Genomic DNA, 14,459 nt, shown 5'->3' on the forward strand with positions numbered 1-14,459 from the left:
CACCTCTCAGGAGTCACCGTGTCCCGTACGACAACCAACCCACCCCGCGACCCGGCCGGGCCCGACGGGGGACTCCTCTCGCGCGCCGGGATCTTCCGCCTCAAGCCCGTGGACGACTCGGAGGAGGAGACCAGCGGCGGACTGCGCCGCACCATGGGCCTGTGGCAGCTGGTCGCCCTCAGCCTCGGCGGCCTGGTCGGCGCGGGTGTCTTCTCGCTGGCCGGCGTCGTCGCCCATGAGGACGCCGGGCCCGGCGTGATGCTCTCGTTCCTCGTCGCCATCGTGGCCAGCGGCGCCGCCGCCCTCTGCTACGCCGAGTTCGCCGGCACCATCCCGAAGGCGGGCTCCGCCTACACCTACTCCTATGCCGCGCTCGGCGAGTTCGTCGGCTGGGCCATCGGCTGGGACCTGCTGCTCGAGTACACCGCGATCGTGGCCGTGGTCGCCATCGCGGTGTCCGGGTACTTCTCGTACATCCTGGAACATGTGGGCATCGACGTGCCGACCTGGATGCTCGGTGCCCCCGGCACCGGATCCGGGCATCGCGTCGACCTGTTCGCGCTGCTTCTGTGTCTGTTGCTCGCCTTCGTGCTGTCCCGGGGGACGAAGGAGTCGGCGCGGTTCGAGACCGTCCTCGTGGTCGTGAAGCTCGGCATCGTCGCGCTCGTGGTCGTCGCCGGGGCCTTTCACATCAAGTCCGGTAACTACACGCCTTTTCTGCCCTACGGGGTCGGCGGCGCGTTCACCGGGGCCGCCACCGCGTTCTTCGCCGTCTACGGGTACGACGCCATGAGCGCGGCCGCCGAGGAGAGCGCCGAGGCGAAGAAGGTGCTGCCGAAGGCCATCATCGTCTCGCTCGGCATCGCCGCGTTCATCTATCTCGCGGTGTGTGTGGTGCTGCTCGGGATGCAGAACTATCGGGACATCGATGTGGCCAGTCCGTTCTCCAGTGCGCTGGGGGCGGTGGGGCTCGGCGGGCTCGGGCTCGTCGTGGCGGTGGGTGCCGTCATCGGCATCACCACGTCGGCGTTCGCCAACATGCTGGCGGTGTCCCGGGTCTGGTACTCGATGAGCCGCGACGGGCTGCTGCCGCGCTACTTCGCGCGCAACCACCCGCGCAGGCACGTGCCCACGCGGGTGATCTGGCCGGTCGGGATCGGGTCCGCGCTGATCGCCGGGTTCCTGCCCATCCGGGAGGCCGCCGACCTCACCAACATCGGCATCCTGATGGCGTTCATCGTGGTGGCCATTGCCGTGGTCGTGCTGCGGAAGACCCGGCCCGATCTGCCGCGTTCCTTCCGTACGCCGCTGGTGCCGTGGGTTCCGGCGATCGGCGTCGCGTTCTCCGTGTGGCTGATCAGCAACCTGGACTGGGTGACCTGGGTCCGGTTCGCGGTGTGGATGCTGATCGGCGTAGGTGTCTACGCGGCGTACGGGTACCGGAACTCGGTCGAGCACCGGGAGGGTCAGCGCAGGTAGGCGAGGCCCGGATGTGCCTCCCGGTACGCGTCGACCAGGCGGCGCGCCACGTTCGCCGAGTCCACCAGCGGGTGCAGCGCGAACGCCTTCACCGCCGTCGCCCGCGACCCTGAGCGGGCGGCGGCGAGGATCTCACGCTCGACCGCCTTCACCGAGGTCACGAGACCCGTGGCGTGCCCCGGAAGCGGGTCGACGGCGACGGGGTGCGCCCCGTTGGCGTCGACCAGGCACGGCACCTCGATCACGGCGTCGGCGTCGAGGGCCGAAAGGGTCGTGCGGTTGCGGACGTTGAGGATCAGCGTGGTGCGCTCGTCGCGGGCGATGGCCCGCATCAGGTCGAGCGCCACCTTCTCGTAGCCGCCGGACTCGGTGAGGGACTGCTCGTCGCGCTCGCCCGCGCCCGCCGCCTCCCGGTTCTCCGCCATGTACGTGGCCTCGCGCTCGGCCCGCGTCGCGTCCCACGTCTTGAGCGGCGGGGCCGCCGGGTCGCGCATCCGGTCGTAGAAGCGGGACTGCTGCTCGTGCAGGAACGCGCCGCGGGTCGCCTCCGCCTCCTGGTAGGCGTGCACCGCCTCGCGGTTGAAGTAGTAGTAGTGCAGGTACTCGTTGGGGATCGAGCCGAGTTCGCGCAGCCATTCCGTGCCGAACAGCTTGCCCTCCTCGAAGGAGCCGAGGAGTGTGTCGTCGGCCAGGAGGCGGGGGAGTTCGTCGCGGCCGTTCACCTTCAACCCGCGCAGCCAGCCGAGGTGGTTGAGGCCCACGTAGTCGACCCACGCGTTCCGGGGGTCGGCACCGAGGGCGCGCGCCACGCGCTTGCCGAGACCGACGGGGGAGTCGCAGATGCCGATCACGCGGTCGCCGAGATGGTCCGCGAGCGCCTCCGTGACCAGGCCGGCGGGGTTGGTGAAGTTGATGAACCAGGCGTCCGGGGCGAGTTCCGCGACCCGCCGCGCGATCTCCTCGACGACCGGGAGCGTGCGCAGCCCGTACGCGAGTCCGCCCGCGCCGACCGTCTCCTGGCCAAGGACGTCCTCCGCGAGCGCGATCCGCTCGTCCGCCGCGCGCCCCTCCAGGCCGCCCACCCGGATCGCCGAGAACACGAAGTCGGTGCCGCGCACCGCCTCGTCGAGGTCGGTGGTGACGGTGACCTTCGGCGCGTCCGGCACCCCTTCGGCCTGCTCGGCAAGGACCCGGGAGATCGCGTCGAGGCGCTGCCCGTCGAGGTCGAACAGGGCGACCTCGGTGACGCGGCCCTCCGCGTGGTCGGTGAGCAGGGCCCCGTACACGAGCGGCACCCGGAATCCGCCGCCGCCGAGAATCGTCAGTTTCATACGTGCACTACTTTCACGCCGGCCTCCGTGAGCGCGGCGCACGTCGGCGCCGGGGCGGAGGAGTTGGTCACGAGGACGTCGAGGGAGTCGGGGCCGCACACCTTGGCCATGCCGGTGCCGGGGAACTTGGAGGAGTCGGCGAGGAGGACCGTGCGGTCGCTCGCCGCGATCATGGCCCGTTTGACCGGGACCTCCACCACGGTGGTGTCCATCACCTGCCCGTCCGGGCGGACGCCGCTGGTGCCGAGGAACAGCCAGTCGGCGTGCAGCTGGCGCAGGTTGTCCTCGGTGAGGAAGCCGACCAGGGAGCGGTACTCGCGGCGCACCATGCCACCGAGCAGCACCAGGTCGATGCCGGTGTCGTCGGCCAGCTCCTCGTACACCACGAGGTTGCTGGTGATGACGGTGAGGCGGCGGCCGTGCAGCCGCCGGGCGAGCCGGTACGCGGTCGTACCGATGTCGAGGAGGACGGACTGGCCGTCGGTTATCAGGGACGCCGCGTGCTCGGCGATGGTGTCCTTCTCGGCGACCCGTACCTGGGCGACCTCGGAGAAGGGCTGGTCGCCCTCTTCGACGACGGCGCCGCCGTGGACGCGGGTGAGGAGGCCGTCCTCCTCCAGTTTCACCAGGTCGCGGCGGATGGTCGCCGGGCTCGCGGTGAGCTGCTCGGCGAGCTCGGCGACGGACGCGGGCCCACCGGAGCGCAGCGCACGCAGGATCAGGTGGTGTCGTCGCTCTGCCAGCATGCGGCGCACACTACTCGTCACATTCAAGCAATTCCATGCTCACATTTGTCCAGAGCTTGATTGTGTGGTGCCGACATGAGTTCATCCGGTGCTCACCATCCGTACCGTCCGCACTCGTAGCGTCCCTGCGTACCGTCCGTCTTCGCCCTCGAACCCAGGAGTCGCCGACATGACCGATCCCCTTTCCCGCCCCGTGTCCCGGCGCCGTGCGCTCGCCCTCGGCGCGGGCGCGGTCGGCGCCGCGGCTGCCGGATCCCTGCTGCCGCCCTCGCTCCAGCGGGCCCTGGCCGCCGAGCCGCCGGCCGGCGGGCTCGACGCCATCGAGCACGTGGTGATCCTCATGCAGGAGAACCGGTCCTTCGACCACTACTTCGGCATGCTGCGCGGCGTCCGTGGCTTCGGCGACCGCAATGCCGTCCGACTCCCCGACGGCAAAACGGTGTTCGAGCAGCCGGACGGCCTGAAGAGAGTCCTGCCGTTCTCCGTGCGCGCGGCCGCCGAGGCACAGCAGCACGACCTTCAGTACATCGACGCCCTCAACCACGACTGGAACGGCGGCCACAAGGCCTGGAACAACGGCTGGATGAACCAGTGGGTCTCCGCCAAGACCGCGGCGACCATGGCGTATTACGACCGCTCCGACATCCCGCTCCAGTACGAGCTCGCCGACACCTTCACCATCTGCGACGCCTACCACTCCTCCATGCACAGCTCCACCAGCCCCAACCGCAACTACCTGTGGAGCGGCAACTCCGGCGACGAGCCGGGCGGCGGGCGCGCCATCGGCAACGGCGCCTACGACGAGGGGACCCACAAGGGCTACGACTGGCCCACGTATCCGGAACTCCTGGAGAAGGAGGGCCGCAGCTGGCAGACGTACACCGAGTGGGAGAACTTCACCGACAACCAGATCGAGTTCTACGCCTCCTTCAAGGCGGTCGCCCGCAAGGCGCTGGCCAGGACCGGCGGGCACACGTACATGGAGTCGTTCTACGCCCTGGTCCGCAAGGCGGACGACGCCGGGGACACGGCCGAGCGGGAGCGGCTGCTCGGACTCCTTGAGGAGGGGGTCGACGTCCTCACGGCGGCCGAGCGCAGCCTGTTCGAGCGGGCCCTGCGCCGGGTGCCCACCGGCACCCTGGCCGAGCGGTTCGCCGCCGACGTCGCCGCCGGGAAGCTGCCCGCCGTCTCCTACCTCGTGCCCTCCGCCGTCGACTCCGAGCACCCCAGCGTCTCCGTGCCCGCCGCGAGCGCCAGCGTCCCGTACAAGGTGCTCGACGCACTGGCCTCGCACCCCGACGTGTGGCGCAAGACCGTCGTGCTCATCAACTACGACGAGAACGACGGCTTCTTCGACCACGTCCCGCCGCCCGTGCCCGAGCCGGGCGACCCCGACGAGTGGTGGCAGGGACAGCCCACCGGGCTCGGCATACGCGTGCCGATGCTCGTGATCTCGCCCTGGTCGGTGGGCGGCTATGTGTGCTCCGAGCTGTTCGACCACACCTCCGTCAACCGCTTCCTGGAGAAGTGGACCGGCATCGAGGACCCGAACATCACACCGTGGCGCCGCCGCATCTGCGGCGACCTGACCTCAGCGTTCGACTTCGACACCGCCGAGAAGCAGCCCGCCGTGGAGTACCCGGGCCCGGTGCCGCCGGCGAGCGCCCGCTGGCGGCCGGTCCCGCCCGCCGACCAGAAGATGCCCGTGCAGGAGCCCGGCACCCGGCCCGCGCGCCCGCTGCCGTACCAGACCGACGCGTACGCACGCCTGAACGACGGCCACATCGAGGTCACCCTCTCCAACACCGGTGCGGCCAGCGCCCACTTCGCGCTCTACCCCTACGAGGGCGAGTTCGACGTACCGCAGCACCGGGACGTCTCCGGCACCCGCGCCCTGAGCGTGACACCGGCCAAGGACCGCTACCGGTTCACCGTCACCGGGCCCGGCGGCTTCCGCCGCGAGTTCGCGGGCCTCGCCGCGTCCACCGCCGAGGTCACCTCGTCCGTCCGTGCCAAGACCCGCGAACTGCGCATCACCCTGGCCAACCACGGCACCGAGCCCAAGGTGTTCACCGTCCGTCCGCAGGCCTACGTTCGCGCGGCCGACGCCGCACCGCTCACCCGCCAGGTCCGCGTCGCGCCCGGCGACAGCACCACCGTGACGCACCCCGCCGCGAAGTCCCACGGCTGGTACGACCTGATCGTGCGCTGCGAGGACGAGCCCGACTTCGCGCGCCGCCTGATGGGCCACATCGAGAACGGGCGGCCCTCGGTCTCCGGCTGACCCTCGGGAGACATGCGGGGAAAACCGATCGCCGGGCCGGGCGTGCGTGGCTACGCTCGGCCCGGCCAGGAAGTCCGTCCCCGCGAAAGGTGACCATGGGCGTTCGCAAGCTGCACCAGGACGAGCCGGACATCGACGAGGGCCTCGTCCGCGCGCTGGTCGACGAGCAGTTCCCGCGGTGGGCGGAGCTGCCCCTGAAGTACGTCGACTCGCACGGCACGCAGAACGTCCTGTACCGGCTCGGCGACGAGTGGGTGGTCCGGCTGCCGCGCGTGCCCGGCGTCGTGCCCGAACTGGCGGGCGCCCGGCAGTGGATGCCCTACCTCGCGGCCCGGCTGCCGGTGCCCGTGCCCGAGCAGGTGGCCGAGGGGGAGCCCGGACACGGCTTCCCGTGGCCGTGGGCGGTGCACCGCTGGCTGCCCGGCGAGAACCCGGCCGTGGGGCGGCCGGCCCGGCCCGCGGCGCTGGCCGAGGACCTGGCGGCCTTCGTCACGGCGATGCGCGCCATCGACACCACCGGCGCGCCGGAGTCCTACCGCGGCCGGCCCCTCGCCGAACGCGCCGACGGAACCCGCGAGGTGATCCGCCGTCTGGACGGGACGATCGACTCCGCGGCGGCCCTCGCGATCTGGGACGAGGCGGTACGCACCCCGGGCGCGGCCCGCGACGTATGGCTGCACGGGGACCTTCAGCCCGGCAACCTCCTGGTGTCGGACGACGGCCGGCTCGCCTCCGTCATCGACTTCGGGTGCATGGGCACCGGAGACCCGGCCGTCGACCTGATCACCGCCTGGTACGTCCTGGGCGGGCCGGAGCGGCACATCTTCCAGGAGGCCGCGGCGGTCGACGACGACGCGTGGGTGCGCGGGCGCGGCTGGGCGCTGACCATCGCGGTGCACGAGCTGGCGTACTACCGGGACTCCAACCCGTTCATGGTGCGGACGGCGTCCCGCGTGGTCGCTGAGATCCTCGCGGACGCGGCCCGCACCTGACGGGCCTACCGGGAGGGCGCGACCGGCGCGTCCCGCTGCTGCGGGATGACGACCGCCGGGCTGCCCTGCGTCAGCGCCACCGTCCGCGCGGGCGACGGAATGCGGATGCCCTCGTCGCGGAAGCGCGCGTGCAGCCGCTTGATGAACTCGTGCTTGATCCGGTACTGGTCGCTGAACTCGCCGACGCCCAGGATCACGTTGAAGCTGATCCGGGAGTCGCCGAAGGTGTGGAAGCGCACGAGCGGCTCGTGCTCGGGCACCGCGCCCTCGACTTCCTTCATCACCTCGGTGACGACCTCGACCGTCACCCGCTCCACTTCCTCCAGGTCGACGTCGTAGCCGACCCCGGCGAGCACGGTGAGGGTCATCTCCTGTTCCGGGCGGCTGAAGTTGGTCATGTTCGTGCCCGACAGCTGCGTGTTCGGGATGATCACGAGGTTGTTGGAGAGCTGCCGCACCACCGTGTTGCGCCAGTTGATGTCGACGACGTAGCCCTCCTCGCCGCTGCTCAGCCGGATGTAGTCACCGGGCTGCACCGTCTTGGAGGCCAGGATGTGCACGCCCGCGAACAGGTTGGCGAGGGTGTCCTGCAACGCGAGCGCCACCGCGAGACCCCCCACACCCAGGGCGGTGAGCAGCGGCGCGATGGAGATCCCGAGCGTCTGGAGCACCACCAGGAAGCCCATCGCGAGCACCACGACCCGCGTGATGTTCACGAAGATGGTCGCCGAACCGGCCACCGCCGCACGGGACTGCGCGACCGCCCGCACCAGACCCGTGATCACCCGCGCCGCCGTCAGCGTCGCCACGACGATGAGCAGCGCCGTGAGCGCCATGTTCACGTTCCGCCCCGTACGCGGGGTGAGCGGCAGCACCTCGGCGGCCACGGCGGCGCCCGCCGCGACCGCCGCCCACGGCACCAGCGTGCGCAGCGCGTCCACGATCACATCGTCACCGGCCCACCGCGTCTGCCCGGCGCGCACGCCGAGCCAGCGCAGCAGGGTGCGCAGCAGCAGCCCCGCCAGCAGGCCGCCGACGAGGGCGACACCGGCGAAAATCAGGTCGTGGAGTTCGATGCCGCGATTCATCGGGCACCTCCCGCACGAGGGCCGAACGCCGTGGTCGGGACGGATATGTGATGTGTGGTCACGTGGTACCTGCTCGGTCGGGGACAGGGGCGGGGGGCCGGAGCCTCACCTATTCTGCACAACTCTCTCGCACCCGGTCCCCAACTCCGTTGCCGCCCCCTTACGTGATGTCGACGACCCGCCCGGTGCGCGCCGACTCGTACGCCGCCGCGACGATCCGCACCGCGCGAAGACCGGCCGCGCCGTCGGTCACGTCCACCGGGCCCTCCCCGAACAGGAAGGACCGCAGCATCAGCGCGTCCAGGTCGACGCCGTACGGGAGTTCCACTGCCGCCCGCGCGCTCTCGCTGAAGCCGTACACCTTCTGGTCGAAGGCGTCCATCTCCAGCGCCGCCCGCTCCCCGACGACCTGCATCGAGAGCCCGCCCCACGCCGGATGGTGCTGCGGCTGGCTCCAGCTGCAATCGAGCGTGAGGACGGCCCCGTTGGCGTACGTCACGGTGAGCAGGCCGGCCGTCTCGACGTCGGCTCGTCCCTCGTACAGCAGATTGTTGGTCTGCGCGTAGACGGAGCGCGCGGGGGAGCCTTCGAAGAGGTCGTCGAGGAGGTCCGCGACGTGGACGGTGTGGTCCATCACGGCGCCGCCGCCGGAGAGTTCGGGATCGGTGAACCAGCGGCTCCTGTCTCCGGGCATGTAGCCGTTGTTGGCGCCCGCGACCGTGAGCACCTCACCCGTCGTGCCCGCCCGCACCGCCTCGCGCACCGCGAGATAGGCCGGGCTGAACCGCACCGGGTGCGCCACCGCGAGCCGCACCCCGGCGGCCCGGCAGGCCTCGACCATCGCCGCGCCGTCCTCGGGCGTCGTGGCGAGCGGCTTCTCGCACAGCACGTCGACGCCGTGCGCGGCGGCGCGTTCCACCAGCCCCCGGTGGCGCACGTTCTCCGAGCAGACCACGACCTTGTCGGGCCCCCACGCGAACAACTCCTCGTACGTATCGACGTGGTCGACGCCGATCCGCGACGCGAAGTCCTTGCCCCGCACCTCGCCCGGCGCCGCGAGATCCGTGTCCGGGTCGGCCGCGAGCACCTCCACCCCGTCGATGGCGGCGAGCTGCCGCGCGAACCCGCCCGCGTGCACATGCGCGAACGACAGCACACCCACCTTCATGTCCCGCCCGCCCTTCACAGCCCGGCCTCCTCGGTCACCTTCAGTTCGACGGGTGTGCCCGCGCGCGCGGACTCGGCGGCGGCGCACGCGATCCGCACCGCCTCGACGCCGTCGCGCGCCGTCACGCGGGGCGGCGGCCCGCCCTGGACGGCCGCGGCGAACTCCCGCAGCTCCGTCAGATAGGGGCTCTCCGTCATCCGGCTGCCCGGGATGCCCTCGCCGAGCGGGCGTGTCCCCTGCGCGAGGACCCGGAATCCGGGGTGGGCGGTCGAGTCGTGCTCCAGGATGCCGCCGGGCCCGGCGATCCGGAACGTCGTCCGGAATGGCAGGTCCGGCTGCCCCCACACACCGAGCACATGGCTGACCGCGCCGGAGGCGTGCGTGAGGACCGCGGTGCCGGTCGCGACGTCCCCCGCGACCGCGCCCGCGTCCTGCTTGCCGCGCACCTGCGCGTGCACCCGCACCACGTCACCGGCGAGCAGCCGCGCGAAGTCCAGGTCGTGGATCATCTGGTCGACGAGAATCCCGCCCGACAGCGCGGGGTCGGAGAACCACGGCGCCCACACCGGATAGCACCCGGACCGGGTGAACCGCAGCACCGCCGGGGCCCCGATGTCCCCGGCGGCGACCGCGCCGGCGAGTGCCGCGTACGCGGGGAAGTAGCGCACCACGTGAGCGGGGAACAGCAGCACACCGGCCGCCCGCGCCGCGTCGGCCATCTCCTGGGCCTCGCCGGCGTCGAGCGAGAGCGGCTTCTCGCACACCACGTGCTTGCCCGCGGCGACGGCTTCCAGGACGAGCCGCCGGTGCGTGTTCGTGGGGGTGCACACGTCGACGACGGCGCACCGGTCGAGCAGCTCGGCCAGGCTCTGCACCGCCGTCACGTCGAACTCGGAGTATGCGGCGGCCAGTTGCTCCGCGTTCCCGTCGGTGGACAGGATCGTGACGCGCGCGCCCAGGGCGGTCCAGGCGGGCAGATGGGCGCGGGCGATACCGCCTGCGCCGATCAGGCCCACGTCGAGGTGTGGCATGCAACTCCTTTGCTGAGGGGTGGTTCCGGGGGCCTTCGGGTCAGCCCTTCGTGCCGCTCTGGGCGATGCCCTGCACGAAGTGCCGCTGAAGGAAGAGATAGAGGACGATCATCGGCAGGCTCGCGATCAGCGAACCGGCCATCATCACCGGATAGTTGGTCTCAAACTGCCCCTCCAGGGAGGTCAGTCCGGCACTGATCGGCATCTTCGCCGGATCGGTGTTCACCACGAGCGGCCACAGCAGGTCGTTCCACGACCACATCGCGGTGATCACCGCGAGGGCGGCGAGGGCGGGACGGATCAGCGGCAGCATGATCGACCAGAAGATGCGGAAGGGGCCCGCGCCGTCGATGCGCGCCGCCTCCTCCAGCTCCCTGGGCAGGGAGAGGAAGAACTGCCGCAGCATGAAGGTCCCGAAGGCGCTGAACATCCCCGGAAGGAACAGCGCGGGCGGCGAGTTCAGCAGGCCGAGCCGCTGGATGATGTCGTACTGCGGCAGGATCAGCAGCGAGGACGGGACGAGCAGCACCGACAGGAACAGCGCGAACAGCACGTTCTTGCCCCGGAACCGCATCCGGGCGAACGCGTACGCGGCGAGCGAGCAGAATACGAGCTGCCCCGCGGTGCGCCCGATCGTGTTGATGAGGCTGTTGCCGAGCATCTCCCCGTAGGGCAGTGCGGTGAACACCTCCTTGAAGGAGCCCCAGTTCCACTGCTGCGGCAGGAACGTCGTCGGCACGTGCACCGCTTCCGGCAGCGTCTTGAGTGCCGTGAGCAGTTGCCAGAGGAACGGGAAGACCATCACGAGCGCGCCGAGCGAGAGGAGCGCGTGCGTGGCGACGGAGCCGCCGCTCACGCGGCGCAGCGAATCACGCATAGTGCACCCACTTCTTCTGGAGCCGGAACTGGAGGAACGTCAGGGCCGCCGTGAGCAGCATCAGGAGGAAGGCGAGGGCCGCCGCGGCGCCCTGGTTGTTCTGCTGGAAAGCCCACTGGTAGAAGAGGCTGACCACGGACTGCGTGGACCCGAGCGCCGGGTTCATGGGGCTCATCATCACGTAGATCAGGTCGAACATCTGGAGCGAATTGATGACGCAGATGACGGCCGCGAAGAAGATGCTCGGGCTCAGCAGCGGGATCGTGATGGTGAAGAACCGGCGCACGGGCCCCGCGCCGTCCAGCTCGGCGGCTTCGTAGTAGTCCTGCGGGATGCCCTTGATGCCCGCGATGAAGATGATCAAGTAGTAGCCGACGCTCTGCCACACCGAGACGACCCCGATGGCCCACAGCGCGGTCGACGGGTCGGAGGCCCAGAAGTGCCGTGCGACGCCGAACCACGACAGCACCTCGTTGAGAAGGCCGAAGTTGCCGTTGTAGAGCCAGTTCCACACCAGGCCCACCGCGACCGGGAGCGTCACGAACGGGATGAAGTACAGGGCCCGGTAGACGGCGACGCCGCGCAGGCCGCGCCGGTTCAGCAGGGCCGCGACGGCGATCGACAGGGGCAGCGTGAGCAGTCCGATCGCCCCGTACAGCAGCGTGTTGCCGATGGCCCGCCACACGGTGACGTCCTGCACCACCCGCGCGTAGTTCTCGCCGCCGGTCCAGGTGTTGCCGCCGAACGGTCCGAAGTGGGTGAAGCTGAAGCCGAAGGTCTGAAGCATCGGCCAGAGGTAGAACAGCAGGAAGCCGAGCCCGATCGGCGCGATGAAGACGTACGCGGACTTCTGCGTACGGGAGTTGGGGCCGCGTGCGCTGCCCTCGCGCCCCGCCTTGCTGTGCGGCTTCCTGATGCGGCCCTCCGCCTCCGCGGCGGCCGTCGAAGGGAACACGGCCATCAGTTGTCCTCCTCGTCGAGCGCCCGGTCCATCTGCTTCGCGAGCGTGCGGGCCGCGCCCTCGATGCCGCCCTTGCCGCTGAACGGCGCCCCGAGCAGCAGATACTCGAGGTCCTCCCAGACGGCCGTGTTCCGCGAACTCGGGTAGGGGGAGGCGTAGTCGACCATGTCGAGGAAGCACCGCAGGTCGAACTCGGGCATCGACTTCAGCCACGCGTCCTGCGTCCCCGTGTACGACGGGATGGTCACACCGCCCTGGGCCTGGATCTCGCCCGCCCGGCTCCGCGCCATGAAGTCCACGAACTTCCAGGCGGCCTCCTGTTTGCGGGACTTGGCGCTGACGCAGTTCGCGAGGCCGTGGATGACGGTCCCCCGCTCGCGCCCCTTGGGGAGGACCGCGACCCCGCCGTGGTCCTTGATGGCGGGCGTCCCGTACATGAACGAGGCCATCGAGGAAATGTCGTAGTTCATCGCCACCTGCTCGGACAGATACAGGTTGCGGGAGCGGACCTCCGACATGGCGCTCTGCGGTGGCGACCAGCCGCGGTCCACCAGATCCGTCCAGAAGCGCAGGCCCTCGATGGTGCGCGGATCGGCGAATCCGGAGCGGCCGTCGCGGAGCACGTACCCGCCGGCCTGGAAGATCGACGGGTAGAACTTGGCCTGCCGGTCCATCTCGGCGGCGATCCCGTAGACCCGCCGCCCAGGGTCCGTCAGCTCGCGCGCCGCGTCCCGCAGGTCGTCCCAGGTCCAGGAGGCATCGGGGTACTTGACGCCCGCCTTGTCGAAGAGCTCCTTGTTGTACCAGAGCCCGATGGTGTCGAAGTCCTTCGGCAGTCCGTACTGCCTGCCGCCGTACGTGTAGATGTCGACCAGCGCCTTCGGGTGCTTGCCGACGGGGGTGCGGGCGCGGGCGATGTGCTCGTCGAGCGGCACCAGTGTGCCGTTGGCCGCGTACAGCTTGATGTTCACGGCGTTCATCCAGAACACGTCGGGCGCCGTGCCGCCCCGCATCGCCGTGCGCAGCGTCGTCCAGTAGGAGTTCCACGGGGTCAGCTGGATCTCCACGGAGACGTCCGGGTGCGCGCGCTCGAAGGCCCGGATGATCCGCCGCATGCCGGGGACCTGGGCCGGGTCCCACATGCCGTACGAGAGTGCGGTGCGGCCCCCGCGGGCGGTGGCGGCGGTGGGATCGCCGCCACCCGCGCCGCAGCCCGCGGCGAGCGGGGCCGCCGCGAGAGCACCGGCGAGCAGGCTTCTCCTGCGCATGTGCGCCTCCGGTCGGTAGGTGTGCGGAGAGGGGAGTGTCAGGGGGCGGGGGACGGTGGGCGTGAGGGGCCCGCGCCGTCGAGGAGGTGGGTGTCCACGTCGTCCAGGGCGCGGCGCACCGCGCCGAGCGCCACGCTCTCGCGGCCGAGTGTGCTGACCGCGATGCGCGGGACGTGCAGGGTGAGGGGGGCGAGGTGTTCGGCGAGCAGTGGACCCAGCGGCTCGCCGACCGGGGCCAACGCGCCCGACAGGACGAGGAGTTCGGGGTCGAGGGCGAGGACGAGCGCGGCGATGCCGGGTGCGACCCCGGCCAGATAGCGTTCCAGGACGGCGAGTGCCTTGGGGTCCTTGGCGCGTACGGACCGTGCGAGCGCGTCGGTCTCCGACTCGCCGGGCAGCGGGTCTCCGTCCCAGCCGAGCGCGTCCCCGGCCTCGTTCAGGCCGAGTTGGGGCAGGATGCCCAGCTCGCCCGCGCCGCCGCGGCGGCCCCGGTGCAGGCGGCCGTCGATCATCACGCCGCACGAGATGCGCCGACCCACGAGCACGCACGCCACGTCGTCCGCGAGTTCCGCCGCACCCTGCCAGTGCTCGGCGAGCGTCGCGAGGTTCACGTCGTTCTCGACCAGGACCGGGCAGGGGAGTTCGTCCGCGAACCGGCGCGACAGGTCCAGGTCGGTCCACTCCGGAACGATCACCGAGCGGATCCGGCCGGTGTCGTCGACCATGCCCGGCACGCCGATGCCGACGGACCACACATCGTGCGGGCCGAGCCGCTGATCGGCGAGGAAGGCGCGCAGCCGGGTGCGCAGCAGCTCGATGCGCTCAGCGCCGGTCAGCTCCGCGGGGAACTCCTCCCGGTGCCGTGCGACGATCTCGCCGTCGAGGCGGGCCAGGAGCAGCACCAGCTTCCTGAGGCCGATGTCGACGCCGACGACATGCCCGGCCTCGGACCGGAACCGGAAGCGGCGCGCGGGCCGCCCCGGGGAGCGCACGGCCGGCGGCGCGGTCGTCTCGGCGATCCAGCCCTGCGCGGCCAGTTCTTCGACCAGGACCTCGACGGTCGGCCGGGACAGGCCGGTGGAGCCGGTGAGCCGGCTGACCGTCTGCGGGCTCTCCTGGCGCAACGACCGCAGCACCACGGCGGTGTTCAGTCCGCGAAGGGCCGCGAGATCGTGCCCGCGCGCCCGCTCGTGCCCCGCCATGGGCTGTGCCTCCGTCGCGTCGTCGGTCCGGT

At 71.0% G+C, this 14,459-nt stretch carries 12 protein-coding genes; 3 read left to right on the plus strand and 9 right to left on the minus strand.

Annotation, left to right across the window (positions count from 1 at the left end; all coding sequences use genetic code 11):
- Window positions 1–18: 18 nt before the first annotated feature.
- On the plus strand, window positions 19–1,479 hold the full coding sequence (locus ACNYS0_RS38585; protein WP_422480818.1) for an amino acid permease: 1,461 nt from the start codon (window positions 19–21) through the stop codon (window positions 1,477–1,479).
- Here ACNYS0_RS38585 and ACNYS0_RS38590 read toward each other — a convergent pair.
- Both ACNYS0_RS38590 and ACNYS0_RS38595 read right to left on the minus strand, forming a co-directional pair.
- Window positions 1,467–2,810 carry a 6-phospho-beta-glucosidase gene (locus ACNYS0_RS38590; RefSeq protein ID WP_422480820.1) on the minus strand — a complete coding sequence of 448 codons (1,344 nt, stop codon included), beginning with the start codon at window positions 2,808–2,810 and terminating at the stop codon, window positions 1,467–1,469. The genes ACNYS0_RS38585 and ACNYS0_RS38590 overlap by 13 nt on opposite strands.
- A complete protein-coding gene (locus ACNYS0_RS38595; RefSeq protein WP_461859078.1) occupies window positions 2,807–3,577 on the minus strand; it encodes a DeoR/GlpR family DNA-binding transcription regulator in 771 nt (256 codons plus the stop codon). Before ACNYS0_RS38595 ends, ACNYS0_RS38590 begins: the two co-directional genes overlap by 4 nt.
- 148 nt (window positions 3,578–3,725) lie before the next feature.
- On the opposite strand from ACNYS0_RS38595, the gene ACNYS0_RS38600 reads away from it, so the two are divergent.
- Both ACNYS0_RS38600 and ACNYS0_RS38605 read left to right on the plus strand, forming a co-directional pair.
- The gene (locus ACNYS0_RS38600; protein WP_422480825.1) at window positions 3,726–5,840 is read left to right on the plus strand and encodes a phosphocholine-specific phospholipase C; all 2,115 of its coding nucleotides are present in this window, start codon (window positions 3,726–3,728) and stop codon (window positions 5,838–5,840) included.
- Between the two features lie 95 nt (window positions 5,841–5,935).
- Window positions 5,936–6,832, plus strand: coding sequence for an aminoglycoside phosphotransferase family protein (locus tag ACNYS0_RS38605; protein WP_422480827.1), 897 nt, complete (start codon window positions 5,936–5,938; stop codon window positions 6,830–6,832).
- Between the two features lie 5 nt (window positions 6,833–6,837).
- On the opposite strand, the gene ACNYS0_RS38610 is transcribed toward ACNYS0_RS38605, so the two are convergent.
- From ACNYS0_RS38610 to ACNYS0_RS38640, 7 genes are all read right to left on the minus strand, one after another.
- On the minus strand, window positions 6,838–7,920 hold the full coding sequence (locus ACNYS0_RS38610; protein ID WP_422405118.1) for a mechanosensitive ion channel family protein: 1,083 nt from the start codon (window positions 7,918–7,920) through the stop codon (window positions 6,838–6,840).
- Window positions 7,921–8,080: 160 nt separating this feature from the next.
- Window positions 8,081–9,106: a Gfo/Idh/MocA family protein gene (locus ACNYS0_RS38615; protein WP_422480829.1), complete on the minus strand. Its 1,026-nt coding sequence runs from the start codon at window positions 9,104–9,106 to the stop codon at window positions 8,081–8,083.
- The gene (locus ACNYS0_RS38620) at window positions 9,103–10,119 is read right to left on the minus strand and encodes a Gfo/Idh/MocA family protein (protein ID WP_422480831.1); all 1,017 of its coding nucleotides are present in this window, start codon (window positions 10,117–10,119) and stop codon (window positions 9,103–9,105) included. Before ACNYS0_RS38620 ends, ACNYS0_RS38615 begins: the two co-directional genes overlap by 4 nt.
- Window positions 10,120–10,159: 40 nt before the next feature.
- A complete protein-coding gene (locus tag ACNYS0_RS38625; protein ID WP_422480833.1) occupies window positions 10,160–10,996 on the minus strand; it encodes a carbohydrate ABC transporter permease in 837 nt (278 codons plus the stop codon).
- Window positions 10,989–11,957, minus strand: a complete 969-nt coding sequence (locus ACNYS0_RS38630; RefSeq protein ID WP_422480836.1) for a carbohydrate ABC transporter permease — start codon at window positions 11,955–11,957, stop codon at window positions 10,989–10,991. The genes ACNYS0_RS38625 and ACNYS0_RS38630 overlap by 8 nt, the downstream gene beginning before the upstream one ends.
- Window positions 11,957–13,225, minus strand: a complete 1,269-nt coding sequence (locus ACNYS0_RS38635; RefSeq protein WP_422480838.1) for an ABC transporter substrate-binding protein — start codon at window positions 13,223–13,225, stop codon at window positions 11,957–11,959. Before ACNYS0_RS38635 ends, ACNYS0_RS38630 begins: the two co-directional genes overlap by 1 nt.
- Window positions 13,226–13,263: 38 nt before the next feature.
- On the minus strand, window positions 13,264–14,427 hold the full coding sequence (locus tag ACNYS0_RS38640; protein WP_422480840.1) for an ROK family transcriptional regulator: 1,164 nt from the start codon (window positions 14,425–14,427) through the stop codon (window positions 13,264–13,266).
- Window positions 14,428–14,459 lie beyond the last annotated feature (32 nt).

Source organism: Streptomyces anthophorae (assembly GCF_049310305.1).
In the GTDB taxonomy this organism is placed as follows: Bacteria; Actinomycetota; Actinomycetes; order Streptomycetales; family Streptomycetaceae; genus Streptomyces.

Excerpts from the sequence above, each read along its gene's own strand:
- ACNYS0_RS38610 (WP_422405118.1), bottom strand. The coding sequence starts at position 7,920 with ATGAATCGCGGCATCGAACTCCACGACCTGATTTTCGCCGGTGTCGCC.
- ACNYS0_RS38620 (WP_422480831.1), bottom strand. The coding sequence starts at position 10,119 with ATGCCACACCTCGACGTGGGCCTGATCGGCGCAGGCGGTATCGCCCGC.
- ACNYS0_RS38590 (WP_422480820.1), bottom strand. The coding sequence starts at position 2,810 with ATGAAACTGACGATTCTCGGCGGCGGCGGATTCCGGGTGCCGCTCGTG.
- ACNYS0_RS38625 (WP_422480833.1), bottom strand. The coding sequence starts at position 10,996 with ATGCGTGATTCGCTGCGCCGCGTGAGCGGCGGCTCCGTCGCCACGCAC.
- ACNYS0_RS38600 (WP_422480825.1), top strand. The coding sequence starts at position 3,726 with ATGACCGATCCCCTTTCCCGCCCCGTGTCCCGGCGCCGTGCGCTCGCC.
- ACNYS0_RS38635 (WP_422480838.1), bottom strand. The coding sequence starts at position 13,225 with ATGCGCAGGAGAAGCCTGCTCGCCGGTGCTCTCGCGGCGGCCCCGCTC.
- ACNYS0_RS38605 (WP_422480827.1), top strand. The coding sequence starts at position 5,936 with ATGGGCGTTCGCAAGCTGCACCAGGACGAGCCGGACATCGACGAGGGC.
- ACNYS0_RS38640 (WP_422480840.1), bottom strand. The coding sequence starts at position 14,427 with ATGGCGGGGCACGAGCGGGCGCGCGGGCACGATCTCGCGGCCCTTCGC.
- ACNYS0_RS38630 (WP_422480836.1), bottom strand. The coding sequence starts at position 11,957 with ATGGCCGTGTTCCCTTCGACGGCCGCCGCGGAGGCGGAGGGCCGCATC.